The 20,851-nt window shown below is 64.7% G+C and carries 22 protein-coding genes; 9 read left to right on the top strand and 13 right to left on the bottom strand.

The features are described 5' to 3' along the window. The first annotated feature begins 229 nt into the window (after positions 1–229). Positions 230–733 (top strand): MgtC/SapB family protein, encoded by a 504-nt coding sequence (locus tag XH83_RS13620; protein WP_194407485.1) that lies wholly within the window; start codon positions 230–232, stop codon positions 731–733. Here the strand turns inward: XH83_RS13620 and XH83_RS13615 are convergent. Both XH83_RS13615 and XH83_RS13610 read right to left on the bottom strand, forming a co-directional pair. Beyond that, on the bottom strand, positions 730–3,294 hold the full coding sequence (locus tag XH83_RS13615) for an HAD-IC family P-type ATPase (protein WP_194407484.1): 2,565 nt from the start codon (positions 3,292–3,294) through the stop codon (positions 730–732). The genes XH83_RS13620 and XH83_RS13615 overlap by 4 nt on opposite strands. Beyond that, entirely contained in the window at positions 3,291–3,458 is a 168-nt protein-coding gene (locus XH83_RS13610; protein ID WP_194407483.1) for a hypothetical protein, read from the bottom strand. Before XH83_RS13610 ends, XH83_RS13615 begins: the two co-directional genes overlap by 4 nt. 420 nt (positions 3,459–3,878) lie before the next feature. Here XH83_RS13610 and XH83_RS13605 point away from each other — a divergent pair, with 420 nt between their 5' ends. Further along, positions 3,879–4,850 carry a hypothetical protein gene (locus XH83_RS13605; RefSeq protein ID WP_194407482.1) on the top strand — a complete coding sequence of 324 codons (972 nt, stop codon included), beginning with the start codon at positions 3,879–3,881 and terminating at the stop codon, positions 4,848–4,850. Positions 4,851–4,884: 34 nt separating this feature from the next. On the opposite strand, the gene XH83_RS13600 is transcribed toward XH83_RS13605, so the two are convergent. Further along, positions 4,885–5,028 (bottom strand): hypothetical protein, encoded by a 144-nt coding sequence (locus tag XH83_RS13600; RefSeq protein ID WP_194407481.1) that lies wholly within the window; start codon positions 5,026–5,028, stop codon positions 4,885–4,887. 46 nt (positions 5,029–5,074) lie between these two features. Here XH83_RS13600 and XH83_RS13595 point away from each other — a divergent pair, with 46 nt between their 5' ends. Continuing rightward, positions 5,075–5,452, top strand: coding sequence for a hypothetical protein (locus XH83_RS13595; protein WP_194408515.1), 378 nt, complete (start codon positions 5,075–5,077; stop codon positions 5,450–5,452). A 28-nt stretch (positions 5,453–5,480) separates the two neighbouring features. Here XH83_RS13595 and XH83_RS13590 read toward each other — a convergent pair whose 3' ends face one another. The 3 genes from XH83_RS13590 to XH83_RS13580 all read right to left on the bottom strand — a co-directional run bounded on the left by XH83_RS13590 (position 5,481) and on the right by XH83_RS13580 (position 6,820). Beyond that, positions 5,481–5,786, bottom strand: a complete 306-nt coding sequence (locus XH83_RS13590) for a hypothetical protein (protein ID WP_194407480.1) — start codon at positions 5,784–5,786, stop codon at positions 5,481–5,483. A gap of 83 nt (positions 5,787–5,869) precedes the next feature. Beyond that, complete coding sequence (locus tag XH83_RS13585; protein ID WP_194407479.1) at positions 5,870–6,166, bottom strand: hypothetical protein; 297 nt, start codon at positions 6,164–6,166, stop codon at positions 5,870–5,872. A gap of 24 nt (positions 6,167–6,190) precedes the next feature. Further along, positions 6,191–6,820: a ParB-like protein gene (locus tag XH83_RS13580; protein WP_194407478.1), complete on the bottom strand. Its 630-nt coding sequence runs from the start codon at positions 6,818–6,820 to the stop codon at positions 6,191–6,193. Positions 6,821–7,146: 326 nt separating this feature from the next. Between XH83_RS13580 and XH83_RS13575 the strand changes: the two genes are divergently transcribed. The 6 genes from XH83_RS13575 to XH83_RS13550 all read left to right on the top strand — a co-directional run bounded on the left by XH83_RS13575 (position 7,147) and on the right by XH83_RS13550 (position 11,921). Then, the gene (locus XH83_RS13575) at positions 7,147–7,488 is read left to right on the top strand and encodes a hypothetical protein (RefSeq protein WP_194407477.1); all 342 of its coding nucleotides are present in this window, start codon (positions 7,147–7,149) and stop codon (positions 7,486–7,488) included. A gap of 222 nt (positions 7,489–7,710) precedes the next feature. Continuing rightward, the gene (locus tag XH83_RS13570; protein ID WP_007592476.1) at positions 7,711–7,998 is read left to right on the top strand and encodes an acyl carrier protein; all 288 of its coding nucleotides are present in this window, start codon (positions 7,711–7,713) and stop codon (positions 7,996–7,998) included. A gap of 10 nt (positions 7,999–8,008) precedes the next feature. Further along, the gene (locus tag XH83_RS13565; protein ID WP_194407476.1) at positions 8,009–8,479 is read left to right on the top strand and encodes a 3-hydroxyacyl-ACP dehydratase FabZ family protein; all 471 of its coding nucleotides are present in this window, start codon (positions 8,009–8,011) and stop codon (positions 8,477–8,479) included. Then, a complete protein-coding gene (locus tag XH83_RS13560; RefSeq protein WP_194407475.1) occupies positions 8,476–9,681 on the top strand; it encodes a beta-ketoacyl-ACP synthase in 1,206 nt (401 codons plus the stop codon). The genes XH83_RS13565 and XH83_RS13560 overlap by 4 nt, the downstream gene beginning before the upstream one ends. Positions 9,682–9,699: 18 nt before the next feature. Next, positions 9,700–10,977 (top strand): beta-ketoacyl-ACP synthase, encoded by a 1,278-nt coding sequence (locus XH83_RS13555; RefSeq protein WP_194407474.1) that lies wholly within the window; start codon positions 9,700–9,702, stop codon positions 10,975–10,977. 11 nt (positions 10,978–10,988) lie between these two features. Then, positions 10,989–11,921 (top strand): lipid A biosynthesis lauroyl acyltransferase, encoded by a 933-nt coding sequence (locus XH83_RS13550; RefSeq protein WP_194407473.1) that lies wholly within the window; start codon positions 10,989–10,991, stop codon positions 11,919–11,921. Between the two features lie 32 nt (positions 11,922–11,953). Here XH83_RS13550 and XH83_RS13545 read toward each other — a convergent pair whose 3' ends face one another. From XH83_RS13545 to XH83_RS13515, 7 genes are all read right to left on the bottom strand, one after another. Continuing rightward, complete coding sequence (locus XH83_RS13545) at positions 11,954–13,078, bottom strand: polyamine ABC transporter substrate-binding protein (protein ID WP_194407472.1); 1,125 nt, start codon at positions 13,076–13,078, stop codon at positions 11,954–11,956. A 7-nt stretch (positions 13,079–13,085) separates the two neighbouring features. Beyond that, positions 13,086–14,264, bottom strand: a complete 1,179-nt coding sequence (locus tag XH83_RS13540; RefSeq protein WP_194408254.1) for an aminotransferase — start codon at positions 14,262–14,264, stop codon at positions 13,086–13,088. A gap of 21 nt (positions 14,265–14,285) precedes the next feature. After that, a complete protein-coding gene (locus tag XH83_RS13535; RefSeq protein ID WP_194407471.1) occupies positions 14,286–14,612 on the bottom strand; it encodes a rhodanese-like domain-containing protein in 327 nt (108 codons plus the stop codon). A gap of 304 nt (positions 14,613–14,916) precedes the next feature. Then, a complete protein-coding gene (locus tag XH83_RS13530; RefSeq protein WP_194407470.1) occupies positions 14,917–16,845 on the bottom strand; it encodes a potassium transporter Kup in 1,929 nt (642 codons plus the stop codon). A gap of 140 nt (positions 16,846–16,985) precedes the next feature. Then, positions 16,986–18,884: a potassium transporter Kup gene (locus XH83_RS13525; protein ID WP_194407469.1), complete on the bottom strand. Its 1,899-nt coding sequence runs from the start codon at positions 18,882–18,884 to the stop codon at positions 16,986–16,988. Between the two features lie 212 nt (positions 18,885–19,096). Further along, positions 19,097–19,927 (bottom strand): flagellar motor protein MotB, encoded by an 831-nt coding sequence (locus XH83_RS13520; RefSeq protein ID WP_194407468.1) that lies wholly within the window; start codon positions 19,925–19,927, stop codon positions 19,097–19,099. Positions 19,928–19,951: 24 nt separating this feature from the next. Next, the gene (locus tag XH83_RS13515) at positions 19,952–20,725 is read right to left on the bottom strand and encodes a motility protein A (RefSeq protein ID WP_063195489.1); all 774 of its coding nucleotides are present in this window, start codon (positions 20,723–20,725) and stop codon (positions 19,952–19,954) included. Positions 20,726–20,851 lie beyond the last annotated feature (126 nt).

Raw genomic sequence — 20,851 nt, 5'->3', positions numbered from 1 at the left:
ACCGCAACACCGCACATGTCAGTGAGATGGGCCCCGGCTCTGCAGCGAAGCGCTGAACCGGACGATGCTGCGCATCGCCCGGGGGAGCGCTGCGCTGCGTCCGGGGCACGAGACGTTCCGACGCCTCTGGAGCGTCGCGCCCGCGTGGACTATGGTTTGTCCCCTCGCAGCCGGCTTTCCTGACCGTGGCAAGCCTGCGCGCGCATGCCGACGACGTGACGGAAAAGACATGACCGAACTGGACTGGCCCGAAATTCTGCTGCGCCTCGGAGCTGCGACGCTCGCCGGCAGCGCGATCGGCCTGAACCGCGACCTGCACGGCAAGCCGATCGGGCTGAAGACGCTCGGCATTGTCGGGCTCTCCACCGCAACCGTCGTGCTGCTCGCGGTCCAGATCGGCGAGCCCGGCAAGATTACCGACGCGGCGAGCCGGGTGATCCAGGGCATCCTGACCGGCATCGGCTTCCTCGGAGCCGGCGTCATCGTCCACGAGAGCGAACGGTTTCGCGTGCGCGGCCTGACCAGCGCGGCCTGCACCTTCCTCGCCGCCTGTCTCGGCATTGCCTGCGGCGCCGGGCAGTGGAGAATCGTCCTGGTCGCGCTGGCCTTTGCGTTCGTGCTGCTCACGATCGGCCGCCGCGGCGAGCGCTGGCTGCATCGCGCACTGGGCGGTAAAGACGATCCACACCACGCTGAAACCGCGGCATCTCGCGATCATGTCGAGGGTCGCTAGAACCGCAACCGCCGCGCCCAGATCGGCTTCAGCAATTCGAGCACCGTGAGCACCAATAGTCCTGCGCCGAGCGTGAACATCAGATCGTCCGGGTGCAGCGGACCGAACCGAAACAGGCTGGACGCCGGCGGCCAGAACAAGGCCGCGGCGAGAACGACCGCGATCGACAGGAAGATCCAGAGCAATGCCAGGTTCGGACGGAAGAAGGCGGACAGGAACGACGCGCTGAAGGACCGGTTGACCAGCACCAGCGCGACGATACAGACGACCAGCGCAACGAAAGCCAGTGCGCGCGCCTCGTCGGGCGGCATGCCGGAACGAAGCGCGACGACGAAGATCGCGGCAATCAACGCAAATGCCATCACGCCCTGCAGAATGCTCCAGCCGACCAAGGCCCACGAAAACAACTCCGCATCGGCGCGCCGCGGCGGTCGCGTCATGACATCGCGCTCCTCCCGCTCGGCTTCGAATACGAGCGAGCAGACGGGGTCGATGATCAGTTCCAGAAACGCAATGTGCACGGGACCGAGAATCAGGGGCAGCCCGAACACCAGGGGAAGCAGGGCCAGCCCTGCGATCGGAACGTGGACGGCGAAGATGAAGGCCATCGCCTTGCGGAGATTGTCGTAGATCCGGCGCCCGAGGCGGATGGATGCAACGATGGATGCGAAATCGTCGTCGAGCAGGACGATCGAGGAGGCCTCGCGAGCGACATCCGTGCCGCGGCCGCCCATCGCGATCCCGATATGGGCAGCCTTCAGGGACGGCGCGTCGTTGACGCCGTCGCCAGTCATCGCGACGATCTCGCCGTTGCGCTTCATCGCCTGAACGATCCGCAGCTTCTGCTCCGGCAGGACCCGCGCGAAGACGTTCACGTTCCCAACGAGAGCCTCCAGCTCACTGTCGTCCGCAAGCTTGATCTGCTCGCCGGTCACGACCTCGTTGACGTCGAGCCCGGCCTGCCCGGCGATCGCCATGGCGGTCGCCGGATAGTCGCCCGTGATCATGACGACGCGGATGCCAGCCGAGCGACATTCGGCCACCGCTTCGGAGACGTGCGGACGAAGCGGATCGGCCAGTCCGACGAGACCGAGGAAGCGAAATGAAAAGCCGTCCTGCGAAGCCGGCAGCGACTCACTGTGGCAGGTCGCAGCGGCAACGCCCAGCACGCGAAGACCATTCTTCGCCATGTCCGCGACCGACTCGCGCATCGCGGCCTGCTCCGCGGCATCCAGCTTGCAGAGACGCGCAATCGCTTCGGGGGCGCCTTTCGCCGAGACGAAGAGCTCCTCGTGATGCGGCAAGCGCCAGACTTGGGTCATCGCCAGCAGTTCGGGCCGCAGGCCGTAGGTCCGTATCAAGGTCCGGGCGCCCTCGGTGTCCTCATCCTTCGGCAGGCTCGCCTGCACGAACGTATGCAGGGCTTTCTCCATCGGGTCGAACGGCTCCGGCGAGCTCGCCAGAACGCTGCAACGCGCCAGCTCGAAGAACTCCGCGCCTACAGCTGCAGCCTGCGACGCGGCAAGGCGCAGGCTCGTCCCGCCAGGCAGCCTCAGCTCCGCGACCGACATCCTGTTCTGCGTCAGCGTGCCGGTCTTGTCGGTACACAGCACCGTGGCCGAGCCAAGCACCTCGATCGCAGCAGCGCGCCGCGTCAGCACGCGCGCCTTCGAGATGCGCCAGGCGCCCATGGCCATGAACACCGTGAGGACGACGGCAAACTCCTCGGGCAACATGGACATGCCGATGGCGATGCCCCCGAGCAGCGCCTGCAGCCAATCCCCGCGCAATGTTCCGTAAAGCAGGACTGCGGCCAGGCTGATCACCGCGCCGCCGAGAAAGCAAAGCCGCACGAGCCGGGCGGTCTGTTGCTGCAGCCGCGGCGGCTCTGTCTGCAAGCCATGCAGCGACAATCCGATCTTCCCGATCTCGCTGCGGGGGCCGGTGGCCTCGACCTCGGCTAGGCCCTCGCCTCGCACGACCAGCGAGGCCGAATACACGAAGGGCTGATCATCGCCGCCCGGACGATGCTCGGCCAAGGCGCCGTCAGGGGCCGGCGTCTTGAAGGCCTGCTTGCGCACCGGGACCGACTCTCCAGTCAGCAGCGACTCGTCGACCGCCAGATCGCGCGCGCTGACCAACATAGCGTCCGCCGGAACACGGTCGCCTTCGGCCAGAACGAGAAGATCGCCACGAACGACGTCCCGGCCCGCGATCCGTCGCCGCTCCCCATCCCTGACCACGAGCGCCCGCGGACTGGTCAGCTCGCGCAACGCCTCCAGCACGCGTTCGGTGCGGGTCTCCTGCACGATGGTGATGACGACGGAGATGCCGCCGAAGGCCAGCAGCAGCAGCGCCTCGCGGAGGTCGCCGAGCAGGAGGTAGACCAGCCCGCCGCAAAGAAGGAGTGCGAGCATCGGCTCGCGCACGACCTCGAGCACGATGCGCAGCGGCGTGCGCCGTTCCGGCCGAGGCAGTTCGTTGTAACCGTCCTGTTGCAGTCGCAGCCGGGCCTCGGCTTCGCTCAGCCCCGCTGAATCTGCGCGTTCTTCCTTGCTCACGTCTTGCGCCGCACGCTCCAGAGACTTCCGGCTCCGACGATGGCCGTCGCAAGCAACACGGCGACGAAGGTCTGGAAGATGGTGAAGTTCAGGGCGTCGCGCGCGACGAACAGCGCGGTGATCGCGCCGGCGATGACAAAGAGGATGCGAAAGATGATGCTCATGGCCATGTCTCCGATCAGCATGACCTGGAGCCTACCTCGCCCTCGACATCGGGGCGCAATGCTCGTCGGCATTCATGCAGGCGGACAGTACCGGTCAGCACCGAGGAACATTTGCGGCATGTCAAGCCGCACCTGGGACGCGATGCCGCTGGTCCGGTGAACCGCTTGCTTTATGACATGTCCACGACCAGCACGGCCGGATGATCGGCGTGTGACTCGCATGCGAAATGACGCCGCCAGCGGGAACTAAAATTCGCGCTCGACGGGAACCGCAACGATTTCACAATCGAACACGTTTTATTAAGAGGTCTCGCCCGTTACTAGCGCAAACACTTCGGCACAACCTGCGCAGTTCCGTTCCCACCGCGGACGGAGACGCCGACGAGTCGTGCCTGCAAAACGAAAAGGGGGCGCCCTCTCATGAACCTGCGAGCATCGATCATCGCGACATGCGTCGGCGCGGCATTCCTCGGGGTTGGCTACGTCTGGAACTACCAGCCCGACATCGTCAATCCCGACGAAATATGGAGCATGTTTCAATCCGAGCATCGCATGGCCCGAGCGGCGGTCTCTCGCATGCTCATCGAGCCGCATTCAGCTCACTTCAGCGGTTTGCGAACGGTCGAGGCAGACACGGCGAGATACGTATGCGGCGCCGTGAACGCGAAGAACAAGGCGGGCCATGCGATCGATGCCGCGTTCGTCTACACCGTGGCCAGCGACTTCGCCCGGGTCGACGACGATGGCCGGATCACCTCCCAACACTTTCCATACAAATCGTGCCCAACGGCAACCGACGTCAGGACTGCCGAACAGCAAATGCCGATATCCCCCGGCGCGCTGGCGGCGGCCAAGGTCATCGGAAAGGTCATTCCCCAATCCAGCGGCGGGACGATGGAGCAACAGCTTGGCCAACTGGCCGCGCAGACAACAGCCGTCGCACCGGCTGCGGGAGGCTCGTCGGGTCCGGTGGGGACAAGACCCGCCGCAACGGGACTGACGAGGATGGGACTGACCGGGACGGGAATGGCTGGGACGGGACTGGCGCCGGCAGGACAGCCTTCAGCTTCGCCGAAGGCTGTCCCGGACACCGAACTCACCTGGGAGGCCGATCGGCCGCCGGTCGCATGGCCGGCGCTCCCTACAGGCCAATGCCCGGCGAAATCGATGCAACCGCGGACGGCCGCTGAAGCCCTGGCTCTTGCGAAGGAGATCGAGGCGCGCTGGGATCAGCCGAGAACATTGCAGCCTCCGACGAAACGTGTGTCGTCGGAGGAGATCGGAACAGCACGCTGTGCGCTGCTTGCGATCGATCCCGCGGACAAGGACTATCCACAGGCCTGGGCAGCCTTCGTGCGGCTGCGCAACATCGATCGCGCACTGGCCGGTTAAAGCCATACGCTTGCCCGCGCAAGTCGCGATGCCGCTATTGCTTCGCCATCAACTCGAGCGCCGGAGCAAAGCGCTCGGCGAACGTCAATGTCTTGGCGTGATGAACCGCGGCAAAGGATGCCGAGATTCCTGCCGAAGCAACCGCGAGCAAGGCAACTACGAAAACCAGACGGCGCATGTTCGCCTCCCGTGTGAGCTCGACTCCTCCAAAGCATGGGGCGGCTATGTTTCAGGACGGTTTCGTGGGCGAGGAAATTGATTTCGCTCAAGCGGCTGTGATGAGATTCGGCTTATCTGGGCGCGTGCCGCAACTACCTAATAATGGTCGACGTGTTTTTGCAGCGGAGCGCGAGCATTGTCGGGAATTCCACACCCGCGGCCACGATCCCAAGCACTGCAGCGACAAGCAGCATACGCTGGAATGGGAGTTATCGAGGACTATCCAAATGAAGATCGTGATCCAGAAGCTCAATGGCCTGTGGCACCTCATCGTCGGGTCGTGCCAGATCCGAACGCCCTTCCTGGACACCCAGGACCGCGCCCTGGTGATCACCTACGCCCGCCGCGCCTACCCAGGCGCCAGGATCTTCCAGCGCGACTGACGGGCGATTGCGCATGATGGTCCACTCACTAGAGGCGCGGGGTGAATCCAGTCGCCTGCAGCCCCACGACCTTGCCGTTCGGACTGACCGACCACTTCATCGAGATGCGTGTGGACCCGCAGATGAAATTGACTGGCCCGCGGTACTCGTACGTCATCTCCCGTGAACCAACGGGGCATGACCCGTAGCGGCGCATCGATCCCGGCGATATCTGGGGCAACCTGCATAACGGGCGCGGCTGCGCGACGTCCGAAAAGCCGTCCTTCAGCAGGGATGCTCTCAACACCGCCTCTTCTGTCCCCTCTGGGAACTGCGCATTCAAGGCCGCGGTCATCGGACCATCTCGGTCATTCAAAGGCGAGGCGAGCGGCTCCGCCAGGATTCTTGGCAGTGACCAATTGTATGTGAGCGACAGCTTCAGCGCGTATCCCGTGATGGCGAAGAACAGCAATAGAACGCTATGGTGCGTATCCGAAGAGACGCCCCTGCCGAGACGGCCAGCAGACGCTGGCCCAATCCACCACACGCCAATCCAAACGACGCAATGATCAGGAGGATCGCAACCGGCACCAGATATGAATAGCTGGCGAGCCAGCACACCAGAACGACGGCCGGCAGGCTCCAGCTCAGCGCCCGGCCATCCCGGCGGAGGATGGCAATGAGTGGCGGAATGGACGCCATTATCGCGAGGATGAAAATGCCCTGCTGAAGCATCACAACGTCCAATTCCCGATGCCTCTAATCATCGTCCTCCGGACCGCACCAGCCGGGCAGATAGATCGCATCCTTACTCTTGGCTGCGGACATCGCCTTCTCGAGGGCCTTGTCGAAATCGCCCTCCACCACCTTGCGCGAGACTTTTCGGCGCAGGAAGTCGGCCCACAGGAATTCTGAGAACGGCGTCGTGTCCTTGGCGAAGCCGCCCATGCGGCGCAATTCGCCGGCAAGGCTGCGGAACGGATCGTCCTTGAGATCGGCGATCGATTTCGGCAGGTCGCGGAAGCGCTGCCGCTCCCCCTTGGCGTCGTAAGGATAGACCCAGCGCTTGTTGTCCATCACGCCCCAGAACGCCTCGCGCTCGACCATGCGGAGGTCGCCGACGATGGTCACCAGCACCTCCTTGACGCCTTCGTCGTGCAGCGCGCGGCCGAGATGATGGTGGTCGATCACGTAGTAGCGTGCGTCGGGGCCGTGGACGACGGGGATCATGTGCTTGCCGAGCAGATCGGCCTGTTTATTCTTGTCATGCTCGCGCCAGCGCTTGCGCTTCTCCTTGACCTCCCGCATGCCGACCGTCATCTGCGTCGGCCGGAGCGACAGGATCGGAACCGGATGCACTCTTGGCTCGCGCGCGTTGGTCGTGGTCATGGTCGAAGCCCCTCGCATGGATGCAACTGACATTCAGGTTCCCAACTATGCCATGGGCCCTGCAGCGGCAAAACGTGCTCGGAAGGACGACGGGATCACAAGCCGCTGTAGACGGACAAGAAGGCACGAAGTCCCTGACTGTCGCTGTGCCCGTTGTTGCAACGCAACCCTCGCGTCGCGCGGGGGACGTGACCGCGAACGCTCCGCGCCGATCCATTCACAAATAGCGCGGGCGCTCGATTACACGCGGGCATTGAGAAGATTTTCTGCAACGCGTTCATCCCGTGTGCTATCAAAAACCGCTGCTTCGGAGTGATCCCCGCCCCATGACGACCCAGCGGCCCATAAGCTCTGACGACGAGCACCGGGTGCTCCAGTTCAGGCCGCGCACCTCGCCTTCCCCGTCGGTCCGCCACGGTAGCGGTACCGTACAGCCGTTGCGCGTCGCGCCCGAACCGCTCGACCTGTCACGCTACGAGCAGCCCCGCGCCGAGCCGGACGATTTCCGTCATCGCATGCTCGCCAATATCGCGGCGCTGGCCTTCACCATCGCGCTGACCGCCATCGGAATCTGGCTCGCGGTCAGCATTGCGGACCTGCGCCGGACCCAGGATTGCGTGCTGATGGGCCGTCGCGACTGCGTCAAGATCACGACACCGCATATCTAGGCCCGATCCGCCGGCCGGCCCGGCCGAAGGGGCTCCGGCGGGCATCCCCAACCCCCGTCTCCTCGCCTGCCCGGCTCCATTGAACTCAGGGCGGCGCTCCGATATACGGGCTTTCGACCCGGCCAGAGGGGGGTTTGAGGGCGTCATCAGGGGCGCGATGCCCACCCACCGTGCCACTCTGGACAATCTGACAAATATCCGCAATATATCAAAGGCTTAGTGATGTCTTCCACATTCGATCAGGTCGCCACGATCATCGCTGAAACCTGCGACATCCCGCGCGACACGATCACGCCGGATAGCCATGCCATCGACGATCTCGGCATCGACAGCCTCGATTTCCTCGACATCGCGTTCGCGATCGACAAGCAGTTCGGCATCAAGCTGCCGCTGGAAAAGTGGACCCAGGAGGTCAACGACGGCAAGGCGACCACCGAGCAGTATTTCGTGCTGAAGAACCTGTGCGCCCGCATCGACGAACTGGTTGCGGCCAAGGGCGCGAGCGCGTAAGCGCGCGGCCATGCAACTCGAATACTTCCACATGATCGATCGCATCGTCGACCTCAAGGTCGACGAGAAGACGATCGTCGTCGAAGCCCAGGTCCCGAAGGAGAGCACCATCTTCGAGGGGCACTTCCCGGGTTACCCCTTGATGCCCGGCGTGCTCCTGATCGAATCGATGGCGCAGGCTTCGGGCTGGCTTCAGCTCGGCGTGTTCAAGTTCGAGCGCATGCCGATCCTTGCCGCCGTGAAGGAGGCCAAGGTCCGCGGCTCGGTCTTCCCCGGCGATCTCATGAGCATCGAGGCGAGCCTCACCTATGAAGGCTCCGGCTATGCCATGACCGAGGCCAAGATCAAGGTCGGCGGCAAGCTGCGCGCGAATTCGGCGCTGACCTTCACGCTGATCCCCTTCCCCAATGCGGATATGCGCGGATACATGGCGAAAGTCGCCGAGCGTGTCGGCTTTCCGCAACAGGCCGTATCGCCATGACTGACACTGCTTCGAAGCCCGGCCAGACGGAAGTCTGGATCACCGGCATTGGACTCGCAACCTCGCTCGGCGAGGGCCTCGACGCCAACTGGGCTGCGCTTTCCGAGAAGCGCATCAACGTCGACGAGAAGGGCTTTGCGCCCTACATCGTGCATCCCTTGATGCCCGTGACCTTCGACAGCCAGATCCCCAAGAAGGGCGACCAGCGCCAGATGGAAGCCTGGCAGCGCATCGGCACCTATGCCGCCGGCCTTGCGCTCGATTCCGCCGGGATCAAGGGCAACAAGGATATCCTGTCGAAGATCGACATGGTGGTGGCCGCGGGCGGCGGCGAGCGCGACCTCAATGTCGACACCGGCGTCCTGACGGCCGAGGCCAAGGGCGCGAACGCGCCCGGCTTCCTCAACGAACGGCTGATGAGCGATTTGCGCCCTACCTTGTTCCTGGCGCAGCTTTCCAACCTGCTCGCCGGCAACATCGCCATCGTGCACGGCCTCGGCGGCACCTCGCGCACCTTCATGGGCGAAGAGGTTGCGGGCGCCGATGCCGCCCGCATTGCGCTCGCGCGCATCGCCTCGGGCGAGAGCGACATTGCCCTCGTCGGCGGCTCGCACAACGGCGAGCGCAAGGACCTCATGGTCCTCTACGAATTCGGCGACTTCAACCTGAAGGACAAGTTTGCGCCGGTGTGGGCGCGCAAGGACCATCCCGGCTTCGCGCTCGGCTCGGCCGGCGCGTTCCTGGTGCTGGAATCGAAAGCGCATGCAGAGGCGCGCGGCGCCAAGCCGTTCGCAAGGCTGTCGAGCGTCGTTGCCGATCTCGCCCGGCGCAAGCAGCCCGGCGACATGGCCGCGACGCTGGAGCAGTTGTGGGCCAAGCTGCCCAGGCGCGAAGGCAAGGGCGCGATCATATCAGGCGCGACCGGCGCGGAGCCGGCGACGAGCGAAGAGCGCGGCTTCCTGAAGGCTCACGCCGACTTCCCGGTGCGTTCGACCGGTACCATGTTCGGCCACACCATGGAGACGCAATTCCCGCTCGGCATCGCGCTCGCTGCGCTGTCGATCTCGCGTGGTGCGCTGTTCCCGCCGAACGATTCCACGGGCACCGAGATTGAAATGCAGGGAGCGCCCACCCAGATTGTGGTGGTGGGAGCCGGACACTGGCGCGGCGAAGGCATGGCGCTGGTCGAGGCAGTTGGCTAGCTCACCCGGGGGATCGACATGACTGCACCACGCGACAAACTCGGGCGTCCCGTCGTCGTCGTCACCGGCATGGGCATCATGACCTCGCTCGGTGCCGGCAAGGCCGACAATTGGGCCAAGCTCGTCGCCGGCGAATCCGGCATCCGCACCATCACCCGCTTCCCGGTCGACGGCCTGAAGACCACGATGGCCGGCACTGTCGATTTCGTCAGCGTCGATCCGTTCTCCTCCACCGGCCTGTCCGAGCGGATGGCTGAATTGGTGACGGAGGAAGCGCTCGAGCAGGCCGGCATCGGCGCCAAGGCCGATTTCCCGGGTCCCCTGTTCCTGGCGGTCGCACCGGTCGAGGTGGAATGGCCGCAGCGCCGCGAGCTCGGCCGCGCGGTCGGTGCGCCCGACTTCACCTATGACGATCTCTTGCGCATCTCCGGCGGCGGCAAGTACAGCGCATATCATCACCGTTTCATGTTCGGCTCGGTCGCCGCCCACCTCGCCGAGACCTTCGGCACCAAGGGCTCGCCGATCTCGCTGTCGACGGCCTGCGCGTCCGGAGCCACCTCGATCCAGCTCGGCGTCGAGGCGATCCGCCGCGGCGAGACCGATGCGGCTCTGTGCGTCGCGACCGACGGCACCGTGAATCCGGAGGCGCTGGTGCGCTTCTCGCTGCTCTCGGCGCTGTCGACCCAGAACGATCCGCCGCAGGCGGCCTCCCGCCCCTTCTCCAAGAACCGCGACGGCTTCGTCATGGCCGAAGGCGCCGGCGCGCTCGTGCTGGAAAGCTATGAAGCGGCCACCGCGCGCGGCGCAAAGATCCTCGGCGTGATCGCCGGCTGCGGCGAGCTCACCGATTCCTTCCATCGCACCCGCTCCTCGCCCGACGGCAAGCCGATCATCGGCTGCATGAACAAGACGCTGGCCGATGCCGGCATGACGCCGGACCAGATCGACCACATCAACGCGCACGGCACCGCGACGCCCGAGAACGACAAGATGGAGTTCAACACGACGTCGGCCGTATTCGGCGAGCTCGCGCAGAAGATTCCGGTCACCTCCAACAAGTCGATGGTCGGCCACACCATCTCGGCGGCCGGCGCGGTCGAGGCGATCTTCTCGCTGCTCACGCTCGAGCATCAGCGCATCCCGCCGACGATCAATTACGAGACCCCGGATCCCACGATCCTGTTCAACGTGGTCGGCAACAAGGCCCGCGACGCCCGCGTCACCGCCGTGATGTCGAACTCGTTCGGCTTCGGCGGCCAGAACGCCTCGCTGATCCTGACCCGCGAACCGGCCTGACCGGACGCAGCATGGCGCTGATTCCTATCAGCACGAAGATTCGCGCGCGGAATGCAGCCAAATCGCTCAGCGGCAGCCTGATCGGAGCTGCCACGGTCGGCATGCTGCGCACCACGCGCTATTTCGATCCGGTCAAGACTTCGGACTTTTTCGCACGCGTCGTGAAAACGATCGGCCCGCGCCTGCGCGAGCACCGCATCGGCCGTGCCAACCTCACTGCCGCCTTTCCCGAGAAATCGCCGGAGGAGATCGAACAGATCCTGATGGGCGTGTGGGACAATCTCGGCCGCGTCGGCGCCGAATTCGCTCACATGGACCACGTCTGGGATTACGACCGCGCCCATCCGGAAAACAGCCGGATCGAGCTGCCCCAGCCCAGCATCGAACGGTTCGACCGCATCCGCGACGACGGCAAGCCGGCGCTGATCTTCGCCGCGCACCTCGCCAATTGGGAACTGCCGGCGCTCGCCGCGGTCGCGCATGGGCTGGATACTGCAATCCTCTACCGCCGCCCCAACATCGCGTCCGCCGACCGCATCATCCAGGAGATGCGCCAGGTCAACATGGGCACCCTGATCCCCGCGGGCCGCGACGCGCCATTGCGGCTCGCGCAGGCGCTGAGGGACGGCAAGCACGTCGCGATGCTGATCGACCAGTATCTGACCGGCGGCGTCGAGGTCACCTTCTTCGGCCGCAAGACCCGAGCCAATCCGATGCTGGCGCGCCTGCTGCGCCAGGTCGAATGCCCGATCCACGGCGTGCGCATCATCCGCAAGCCCGGCGGCCGCTTCGCCGCGGAGCTGACCGAAGAGGTGCAGCCCGTGCGCGATGCCGAAGGCAAGATCGACATCCAGGGCACGACGCAGGCCGTCACCAACGTGGTCGAGGGCTGGGTGCGCGAGCATCCCGAGCAGTGGTTGTGGCTGCACAGAAGGTGGCGGTAGCTGCCGTCACGGCAGGAGCCCGTGGCAGCCCTCTACCGCCCCGTCTTCACCTTGGTCCAGAGCCGGTTGATGATGCGCTGGGTTGCCGGCTCGCGCGCGGTGATGACGAACAGTTTTGAAAGCGTCGCCTCGTCCGGATAGATATTCTTGTCGTTCAGGATCTTCGGATCGACCAGCTTCTGGCTGGCGAGGTTGCCGTTGGCATATGACAAAAAGTCCGAGTTCTTGGCGGCAACATCCGGGCGGTAGAGATAGTTGATCAGCTCATAGGCTTCGCTGACGTTCTTGGCGTCCGCGGGGATCGCGAGATTGTCGAAGAACATCTGCGCCCCCTCCTTCGGAATGGCATAGCCGATCTCGATCCCGCTGCTGTCGTGTTTCTTGGCCTCGGCCGCACGCGCGCGGGCCTGCATGATGTCGCCGGACCAGCCGACCACGAAGCAGATCTCGCCGGTGGCAAGCGCGCTTAGGTATTCGGACGAGTGAAACTTGCGCACCGACGGGCGGACCTTGGCGACGACATCGGCAGCCTTCTCGAGGTCCGCCTGTTTGGTCGAGTTCGGATCGAGCCCGAGATAGTTCAGCGCCGCCGGGAAGATGTCATCGGCGGAGTCGAGCATGTGGACGCCGCAATCCTTGAACTTGGCGAGGTTCTCCGGCTTGAAGACGATGTCCCAGCTGTCGATCTTGGCATCGGCCCCAAGGATCTGCTTCACCTTGGCGACGTTGTAGCCGATGCCCGTGGTGCCCCACATGTAGTTGGCGGCGTAGATGTTGCCGGGGTCGTAGGTCGCAAGGTTCTTGGTCACCATGGGCCAGGCGTTGGCAAGGTTCGGCAGCTTGGCCTTGTCGAGCTTCTGGAAGATGTTGGCCTTGATCTGGCGCTGCAGGAAATAGGCGGTGGGCACCACGACGTCGTAGCCGGACTTGCCGGCCATCAGGCGCGTCTCCAGCGTCTCATTGGCATCGAAGGTGTCGTAGACCACCTTGATGCCGGTCTCCTTGGTGAAGGCCTCCAGGACATCCGGGGCCATGTAGTTGGACCAGTTGTAGAAGTTGACGACCCGCTCCTCGGCGCGAACGGGCGCAGAGAGCAACGTCAGCGCGGCGGCGAACGCGAGACCAAGGCGACCCCCCGGGCGGCTGGCATTCGTCATCGCTATCTTACCTCTTTCGTCCGCGCACCGCGTCCGACAGCCGCTCCAGCGCGGTGTCCAGCGTCTGGTCCTTCTTGGCGAAGCAGAAGCGCACCACTGAAGTCACCGGGTCCTGCTCGTAGAACGCCGAGACCGGGATCGCCGCAACCTTGTAGTCTTTCACGATCCGCCAGCAGAACTCGGTGTCGCTCTCGTTGAGCCCGAGCGGCGACAGGTCGACGGTGAGGAAGTAGGTGCCTTGCGACTTCAGCACGGGGAAGCCGAGGCTCTCCAGCCCCTTGGTCAGGCGGTCCCTGCTCCGCGTCAGATCCTTGCGCATGGTCAGGAAGTAGTCGTCGGACTTGCCGAGGCCATAGGCGACGGCGGCCTGCAGGTTCGGCGCGGTGGTGAAGGTCAGGAACTGGTGCACCTTGGCGGCGACGCGCAGCAGCGGCGGCGCGGCACAGACGAAGCCGATCTTCCACCCCGTCAGCGAGAAGATCTTGCCCGCCGAGCCGACCTTGATGGTGCGCTCGCGCATGCCCGGGAGGGTGATCAGCGGGATGTGCTTGTGCTCGTCGAAGGTGACGTGCTCCCAGACCTCGTCGCAGATCGCGATGACGTCGAACTCCTGGCAATAGCGCGCCAGCAGCTCGAGGTCTTCGCGCGGATAGACCACCGCGGACGGATTCAAGGGATTGTTGAACAGCACCGCCTTGGTCTTTGAATTGAAGACGCTTTTCAGCATGTCCTCATTCAGCCGCCAATGCGGCGGCTCGAGCCGGACCAGACGCGGGATGCCGCCGGCCTGGCGGATGATCGGCAAATAGGAATCATAGACCGGCTGGAAGCAGACCACCTCGTCGCCGGGCTGGACCACCGCGAGGATGGCCGAGGTCAGCGCCTCGGTGCCGCCCGATGTCACCATCACCTCGCTCATCGGATCGAGGTTGAGGCCGTGCCAATGGCCGTAATGGGTCGCGATCGCCTGGCGCAGTTCCGGCAGGCCCATCATCGAGGGGTACTGGTTGTAGCCGTTCAGCGAGGCGTCGGCCGCGGCGCGGCGGATGTCCTCGGGGCCGGGATCGTCAGGAAAACCCTGGCCGAGATTAATCGCATTGTTGTCGCGCGCGGCCTGCGACATCGCCTCGAAGATGGTGACGGGAAGGTCGGCAAAGACCTTGTTCAGCGAGGAGCTCTTTGACATCGAATTGGACATTGGGCCCGATCAGCCGCCGACCTTGCTGGGGAGACCCGCCGCCTTCCAGCCGAGCATGCCGCCGGCCAAATGCTTGTCGTAAGGCAGGCCCGCCTCCTGGGCGGCAAGGGAAGCTGTCACCGAGCGCTTGCCCGAGCGGCAGGCGAACACGACCTCTTTGCCTTGGGGATCGGGGATCGCCTTGGGATCGAAGGTCGAGAGCGGCACGACGACGCCGTAAGGATAGGCCTCGGCTTGGACCTCGTTCGGCTCGCGCACGTCGACCAGCAGATAGCGCCCTTCCGCGACACCTTTGGAGACCTCGTCCGGGGTCAGATCCTGTACCTGGTTTGCCACATCATCCTCCAACGTCGCGGGGCCGCATGCCGGGGCGTCCCCGGCCGGCGGCAACCTCGCCTCTCGGGAGACGAAAATCAAGCGCTACAAAGGCTTGAGCCGCGCGGCGCAAGTTAAAGCTAAATCGCAGCGACTTGAAGTGCGGCTTTCGGAATGTCTGAGTATCCCAGCTCTCTCACTCCGCGCTCGGTGTCATTCCCCGCGAAGGCGGGGAATCCAGTACGCCGCGGCTTCGCGGCTCAACCACACCCGTCTCGGCGTACTGGATCGCCCGGTCAAGCCGGGCGATGACAGCGGAGCTAAATTAGATCGCCACCTGGGTACCGACCTCGACCACGCGACCGCTCGGGATCTGGAAATAGTCCGTGGCGTCGTTGGCGGAGCGGCTGAGCGAGATGAACAGCCGGTCCTGCCAGCGCGGCATGCCCGAATGCGCGGCAGGCTTCAGCGCCCGCCGCGACAGGAAGAACGAAGTCGACATGATGTCGAACTGCCAGCCGAGCTTGCGCGCGATCGCGAGGGCCTTCGGCACGTTGGGCGATTCCATGAAGCCGAACTTGAGCGTCACCTTGGAGAAGGTCGGCGAGATCTGCTCCAGCCTGACGCGCTCGGCGGGATCGATCCGCGGGGTCTGCGCCGTCTCGATGGTGAGGATGACGTTCTTCTCGTGCAGGACCTTGTAGTGTTTCAGACTATGCATCAGCGCGGTCGGCGCGCTGAGCGGGTCCGAGGTCAGGAACACGGCGGTGCCCGGCACGCGCTGCGGGGGCCGCTTCTCCAGCATCGCCACAAGGTCGGCGAGCGGGAACTCGAGCTTGCGCGACTTCTCGAACAGCAGCCGGCTGCCGCGCCGCCACGTGTACATCAGGATGATCATGAGCGCGCCGAGCGCCAGCGGCACCCAGCCGCCCTCGAACACCTTGAGCAGGTTCGCCGTGAGGAAGGTCAGGTCGAGGCACAGGAACGGGGCGATCAGTGCCGCGGCCGCAAGCGGCTTCCATTGCCAGCCCTTCCAGATCACGACAAAACCCATCATCGCCGTGACCACCATGGTCCCGGTGACGGAGATGCCGTAGGCTGAGGCCAGCGCGCTGGATGAGCGAAACAACAGCACCAGCAGCACCACCGCGACCAGCAGCAGCTGGTTGATGCGGGGGATGAAGATCTGGCCGGAATGGGCTTCGGACGTATGGCGAATTTCGAAGCGCGGCAGCAGGCCGAGCTGGATCGCCTGGCGCGTTAGAGAATAGGCGCCGGTGATCACGGCCTGGCTGGCAATGACGGTCGCCATGGTGGCGAGCACGACCATGCAGCCGCGGAAGAAGCCTTGCGGGAAGAGCTGGAAGAACGGGCTCACGATCGCGCCGGGATCGCTGAGCACCAGCGCGCCCTGCCCCAGATAGTTCAGCGCCAGCGAGGGCAGCACGATCGACAGCCAGGCGATCTGGATCGGCCGTTTGCCGAAATGGCCGAGATCGGCATAGAGCGCCTCCGCACCCGTGACCGCCAGGAACACGGCGCCCAGCGTCACGAAGCCGATGATGCCGTGGTGGAGCATGAAGGACACGGCGTAGAGCGGGTTCAGGGCCAGCAGCACCTGGGGCTGCTGGATGATCGGATGGATGGCCGCCGCCGCGATGACTGCGAACCAGACGCACATGATCGGACCGAAGAAGGCGGCGACGCGGGCGGTGCCGCGCGACTGCACGGCAAACAGGCAGACCAGGATCACCACCGTCAGCGGCACGATATAGGGCTCGAACCGCAGCGTGACGTCCTTCATGCCCTCGATCGCCGATAGCACCGAGAGCGCCGGCGTGATCACGGCATCGCCGTAGAACAGCGCGCCGGAGATGATGCCGAGCAGGACGATGGTGGCGCCCCCAGTGCCGACCGCACGCTGGGCCAGCGCCATCAGCGCCAGCGTGCCGCCCTCGCCATTGTTGTCGGCCCGGAGCAGGATCACGACGTATTTGAGCGTCACCACGACGATCAGCGCCCACAGGATCAGCGAGAGCACGCCGAGCACCGCGGCCGGCGTCGGCAGCCCCTCGGCGCCCGAGGCAGCCATCACCGCCTCGCGGAAGGCGTAGAGCGGGCTGGTGCCGATATCGCCATAGACGACCCCGATGCTGCCGAGGGTCAGCGCACCGAAACCAGCGGTCGTGTGGGCATCGCCATGCCCATTGGCCGCCGCCGTTTCCGGGGCGGAAATCGCTACGTCACTTGTCATGGGAGAGCCCAATGGCCTCTAAAATGCTTCACTGCACAATGGCGGAAGAGCGCGCGGCTTATAGTCCTGCGCTGCCGGCATAGCCTAGCCCGATTCCGGGCCTTAGCCATGCAAATTTGCATAGATGCAGCAGTTGCGTTCTAGATGGTGACTTGGGTTCCGACTTCAACCACGCGCCCGGTGGGAATCTGGAAATAGTCCGTGGCATCGTTCGCCGACCGGCTGAGGGCAATGAACAAATGATCCTGCCACAGCGGCATGCCCGACTGCGCCGAGGCCTTCAGCGACCGTCGTGACACGAAGAATGACGTGGACATGATGTCGAACTGCCAGCCCTGCTTGCGCGCGATCGCGAGCGCCTTGGGCACGTTCGGCTGCTCCATGAAGCCGAAGCGCAGGCGGACCTTGGAGAACTTGTCGCTGACCTTCTCCATGCGGAAGCGCTCCGCCAAATCGACCCGCGGCGTGTGGGCGGTCTCGATGGTCAGGATCACGTTGTGCTCGTGCAGCACCTTGTTGTGCTTGAGATTGTGCAGCAGCGCGGTGGGGACGAACGAGGGATCGCTGGTCAGGAACACCGCGGTCCCCTTGACGATGTGCGGCGGCCGCTTCTCGAGGCTCCGGATCAGGTCGTCGAGCGGCACCTCGATCCGGCGCGTCTTCTGGATCAGAATCCCGGATCCCTTCCGCCAGGTCCAGATCGTTCCCGCCATGGCGACGCCGAACAGCAGCGGCACCCAGGCGCCCTCCAGCAGCTTCAGGAGATTGGCGCTAAAAAAGCTGATGTCGACCACGACGAAGGGCACGATCACGGCCGCCGCGGTGGCGGCGCGCCAGTTCCACAGTTTCCAGATCACGACGAAGCCCATGATGCCGTCGGCAACCATGGTGGTGGAGACCGCGATGCCGTAGGCCGAGGCCAGGTTGCTCGGGGTGTGAAACAGCAGCACCAGCAGCATCACGCCGATCAGGAGCAGCCGGTTCACGCGCGGCAGATAGATCTGGCCGGCATGGGTCTCGGAGGTATAGCGGACCTCGAAGCGCGGCAGGAGACCAAGCTGCACCGCCTGATAGACCAGCGAATAGGCCCCGGTGATCACGGCCTGGCTCGCGATGACGGTCGCCGCGGTCGCAAGCCCGACGAGCGGCAGCACCAGACTCTCGGGCACCATGCGATAGAACGAGTGCTCGATCGCGCTGGGGTCGGACAGCACCAGCGCACCTTGCCCGAAATAGTTGATCAAGAGCGCGGGCAACACGAAGAACATCCAGGCGAGCTGGATCGGCTTGCGGCCGAAATGGCCGAGATCGGCGTAAAGCGCCTCACCTCCGGTGACCGCCAGGAACACGGCACCGAGCGTCACGAGCCCGATCGTGCCGTGCGACAGCACGAACTGCACCGCGTAATAGGGATTGATCGCCGCCAGCACGGAGGGATCATCGACGATGTGGACAGCCCCCATCACGGCGATGACGGTGAACCAGATCACCATCACCGGTCCGAAGGCCGAGGCGACTAGCGCGGTCCCCTTGCTCTGGACCGCGAACAGCAACGCCAGAATGAGGACCGTGAGCGGCACGACATAGTGCTCGAACGCAGGAGTTGCGAGCTTGAGGCCTTCCACTGCCGATAGCACCGAGATCGCCGGCGTGATCATGGAATCGCCGATGAACATCGAAGCGCCGACCACGCCGAGGGCGAGCAGAACCCAGCTTCGCCGCCCGAGCGCCCGCTGGCCGAGCGCCATCAGCGAGAGCGTGCCGCCCTCCCCGTTATTGTCTGCGCGGAGCAGCAGCAGGACGTATTTGGCCGTGACGACGATCAAAAGCGCCCACAGGATCAGCGAGAGCACGCCGAGCACGATGACCCGCGAGACCGGCTCGCCATGGGCCGCGCCCTTGACCGCCTCGTGGAATGCGTAGAGCGGCGAGGTGCCGATATCGCCGAAGACGACGCCGATGCTCCCGAGCGTAAGGGCCCAAAAACCTGATGTGACCGGCCCTTCCTGGGTCTCGGCCTGTGTGATGCTCGCCGTCATGAAGGTGGAAAACGCTTCTTCCCTGGAATTGATCCGGCGCCTTTTGACGCTTCCGGCGCGCGTGTCAATCGGCGCACCACCATAGCAGGCGCCGAGCCGGAAGCTGTGACACCACAGCCACGCTTATCGTCAGCGCGACGACATGCCTCAGGTAAGATGGTAGCGCAAGGGAGCCTGTTGGAAGACCGGTGCTCACCGTCTCCGGATCGTGCTCACGGCTTCAGATTCGGCGGCAGCGGCGGATCCTCGCGCATCAGGGTGATGGTCACCCGCCGGTTGGCCGCGAGCGAAGGATCGTCCGGAAACAGCGGCTGGGTGTCCGCCTTGCCGGAGACGGCGAAGATGTGCGAGGGCGGCAGGCCCTCGCGCTCGAGGATCTGGCGCACGGCATTGGCGCGGTCCGCCGACAGGTCGAAGGCACCGTATTCGCTGCGGGTCGGCACGAAGCCGGCCGCGGTATGACCGGCGATGGAGACGCGGAGCGGCGTGGCCTTGAGCGGGATCGCGAGCTTCTCGACCAGGCGGCGGGTGCGGTCATAGGGCACCTTGGAGCCGTCGGCGAACATCGAGCGGCCGTCCTGGTCGACGATCTCCAGGTTGAGCCCCTGCTTGGTCTCCTCGAACATGATGTGCTTGGACATCTCGGTCAGCTCCGGCATGTCCTGCAGCGCCTGGCGCAACGAGGCCGCGGCAAGCGCGAAATTGCGGTCGACCTTGATCTTCGCGCCGGACGTCTTGTCGCGGTCTTCCTGGTCCGGCGTCGGCGTATTGGAGGCATCCTCGGGCTGGATGTGGTCGACGTTCTTCAGCCGCGGGCGGGTCGGCAGACCGTCGGATTCGACAATGCCGGCATAGCGCGCTTCGCTCTGCACGCCGAAGGCGTCGCGCATCGAGCCGGCGACGATCTTCAGCTTGTTGGCGTCCTGCGTCGAGAACGCGACGAGCATCACGAAGAAGCTCATCATCAGGCCCATGAGGTCGGCGAAGGTCACGAACCAGCCGTGACCGCCTCCATGCGCATCGCCGCGTTTCTTCTTGGCCATGGCTGAAAATCCCGGCGGCCGGGCTTACGCCGGCACCGGCTCGCCCTCGGCGTGACGATGCTTCTCCGGCAGATAGGCCAGCAGCATTTCGCGCACGAGCGTCGGGCTCTTGGAGTCGCGGATCATCAGGATGCCGTCGATGATCAGCGTGCGATTGGTCTCCTCGTCGAGCAGCTTGCCGTGCAGCTTGTCGGCGATCGGCAGACAGAACAGGTTCGCGACCAGCGCACCGTAAAGCGTGGCGAGCAGCGCGGTCGCCATGAACGGGCCGAGCTTGGAAGGGTCGGTCATGTTGGCGAACATCTGCACCATGCCGATCAGGGTGCCGATCATGCCGAACGCCGGGGCGCAGTCGCCGATGGCGCGGTAGATCTTGCTGCCTTCGTCGAGGTGCATGAGGAAGTTGTCGCGGTCGCGCTCGAGATTGTCGCGGATGAAGTCGAGGTCGTAGCCGTCGGCGACGTAGCGGATGCCCTTGGCGAGGAACGGCTCGTCGGTCTCGACCTTTTCGAGACCCACCGGGCCCTGCTTGCGGGCGATCTCGGCGATGCGGGCGAGTTCGTCGACGAGGTCGTGCGCGGACAGGCGGCTCATGGTGAAGGCGAACTTGGCGCCGAGCGGAAGGCCGTGCAGGAGTGCCGAGAGCGGAAAGCGGATCATGGTAGCGGAGATCGAGCCGCCGAAGATGATGATCATCGCATGTTCGGAGATGAACATGTGCAGGTCGCCGCCCATGAAGATCATCGCGGTGATGACGATGATGCCCGCCGTGAGCCCGACGCTCGTCATGATATCCATGGGATACTCCAACGCGTACGCAACAACGGCCGTCCTGGCCGCTGGCGCGGCCCAACCCCGAACCGCATCGGAAACCCTAGAGCGCTGCCCTTAAAGCCGCGTAAAGGTTAAGTCTGGACAGCGCAG

It is taken from the genome of Bradyrhizobium sp. CCBAU 53351 (assembly GCF_015291745.1).
Taxonomy (GTDB): Bacteria; Pseudomonadota; Alphaproteobacteria; order Rhizobiales; family Xanthobacteraceae; genus Bradyrhizobium.
Note: the sequence above shows the minus strand (reverse complement) of the source record. Positions and strands in the feature narration are given on the sequence as shown.

Coding starts and splice junctions, on each gene's coding strand:
- XH83_RS13520 (WP_194407468.1), bottom strand. CDS start 19,927: ATGGCCAAGAAGAAACGCGGCGATGCGCATGGAGGCGGTCACGGCTGG.
- XH83_RS13605 (WP_194407482.1), top strand. CDS start 3,879: ATGAACCTGCGAGCATCGATCATCGCGACATGCGTCGGCGCGGCATTC.
- XH83_RS13600 (WP_194407481.1), bottom strand. CDS start 5,028: ATGCGCCGTCTGGTTTTCGTAGTTGCCTTGCTCGCGGTTGCTTCGGCA.
- XH83_RS13545 (WP_194407472.1), bottom strand. CDS start 13,078: ATGACGAATGCCAGCCGCCCGGGGGGTCGCCTTGGTCTCGCGTTCGCC.
- XH83_RS13550 (WP_194407473.1), top strand. CDS start 10,989: ATGGCGCTGATTCCTATCAGCACGAAGATTCGCGCGCGGAATGCAGCC.
- XH83_RS13610 (WP_194407483.1), bottom strand. CDS start 3,458: ATGAGCATCATCTTTCGCATCCTCTTTGTCATCGCCGGCGCGATCACC.
- XH83_RS13580 (WP_194407478.1), bottom strand. CDS start 6,820: ATGACCACGACCAACGCGCGCGAGCCAAGAGTGCATCCGGTTCCGATC.
- XH83_RS13570 (WP_007592476.1), top strand. CDS start 7,711: ATGTCTTCCACATTCGATCAGGTCGCCACGATCATCGCTGAAACCTGC.
- XH83_RS13585 (WP_194407479.1), bottom strand. CDS start 6,166: ATGCTTCAGCAGGGCATTTTCATCCTCGCGATAATGGCGTCCATTCCG.
- XH83_RS13590 (WP_194407480.1), bottom strand. CDS start 5,786: ATGACCGCGGCCTTGAATGCGCAGTTCCCAGAGGGGACAGAAGAGGCG.
- XH83_RS13560 (WP_194407475.1), top strand. CDS start 8,476: ATGACTGACACTGCTTCGAAGCCCGGCCAGACGGAAGTCTGGATCACC.
- XH83_RS13565 (WP_194407476.1), top strand. CDS start 8,009: ATGCAACTCGAATACTTCCACATGATCGATCGCATCGTCGACCTCAAG.
- XH83_RS13620 (WP_194407485.1), top strand. CDS start 230: ATGACCGAACTGGACTGGCCCGAAATTCTGCTGCGCCTCGGAGCTGCG.
- XH83_RS13540 (WP_194408254.1), bottom strand. CDS start 14,264: ATGTCAAAGAGCTCCTCGCTGAACAAGGTCTTTGCCGACCTTCCCGTC.
- XH83_RS13575 (WP_194407477.1), top strand. CDS start 7,147: ATGACGACCCAGCGGCCCATAAGCTCTGACGACGAGCACCGGGTGCTC.
- XH83_RS13595 (WP_194408515.1), top strand. CDS start 5,075: ATGTTTCAGGACGGTTTCGTGGGCGAGGAAATTGATTTCGCTCAAGCG.
- XH83_RS13555 (WP_194407474.1), top strand. CDS start 9,700: ATGACTGCACCACGCGACAAACTCGGGCGTCCCGTCGTCGTCGTCACC.
- XH83_RS13525 (WP_194407469.1), bottom strand. CDS start 18,884: ATGACGGCGAGCATCACACAGGCCGAGACCCAGGAAGGGCCGGTCACA.
- XH83_RS13530 (WP_194407470.1), bottom strand. CDS start 16,845: ATGACAAGTGACGTAGCGATTTCCGCCCCGGAAACGGCGGCGGCCAAT.
- XH83_RS13515 (WP_063195489.1), bottom strand. CDS start 20,725: ATGGATATCATGACGAGCGTCGGGCTCACGGCGGGCATCATCGTCATC.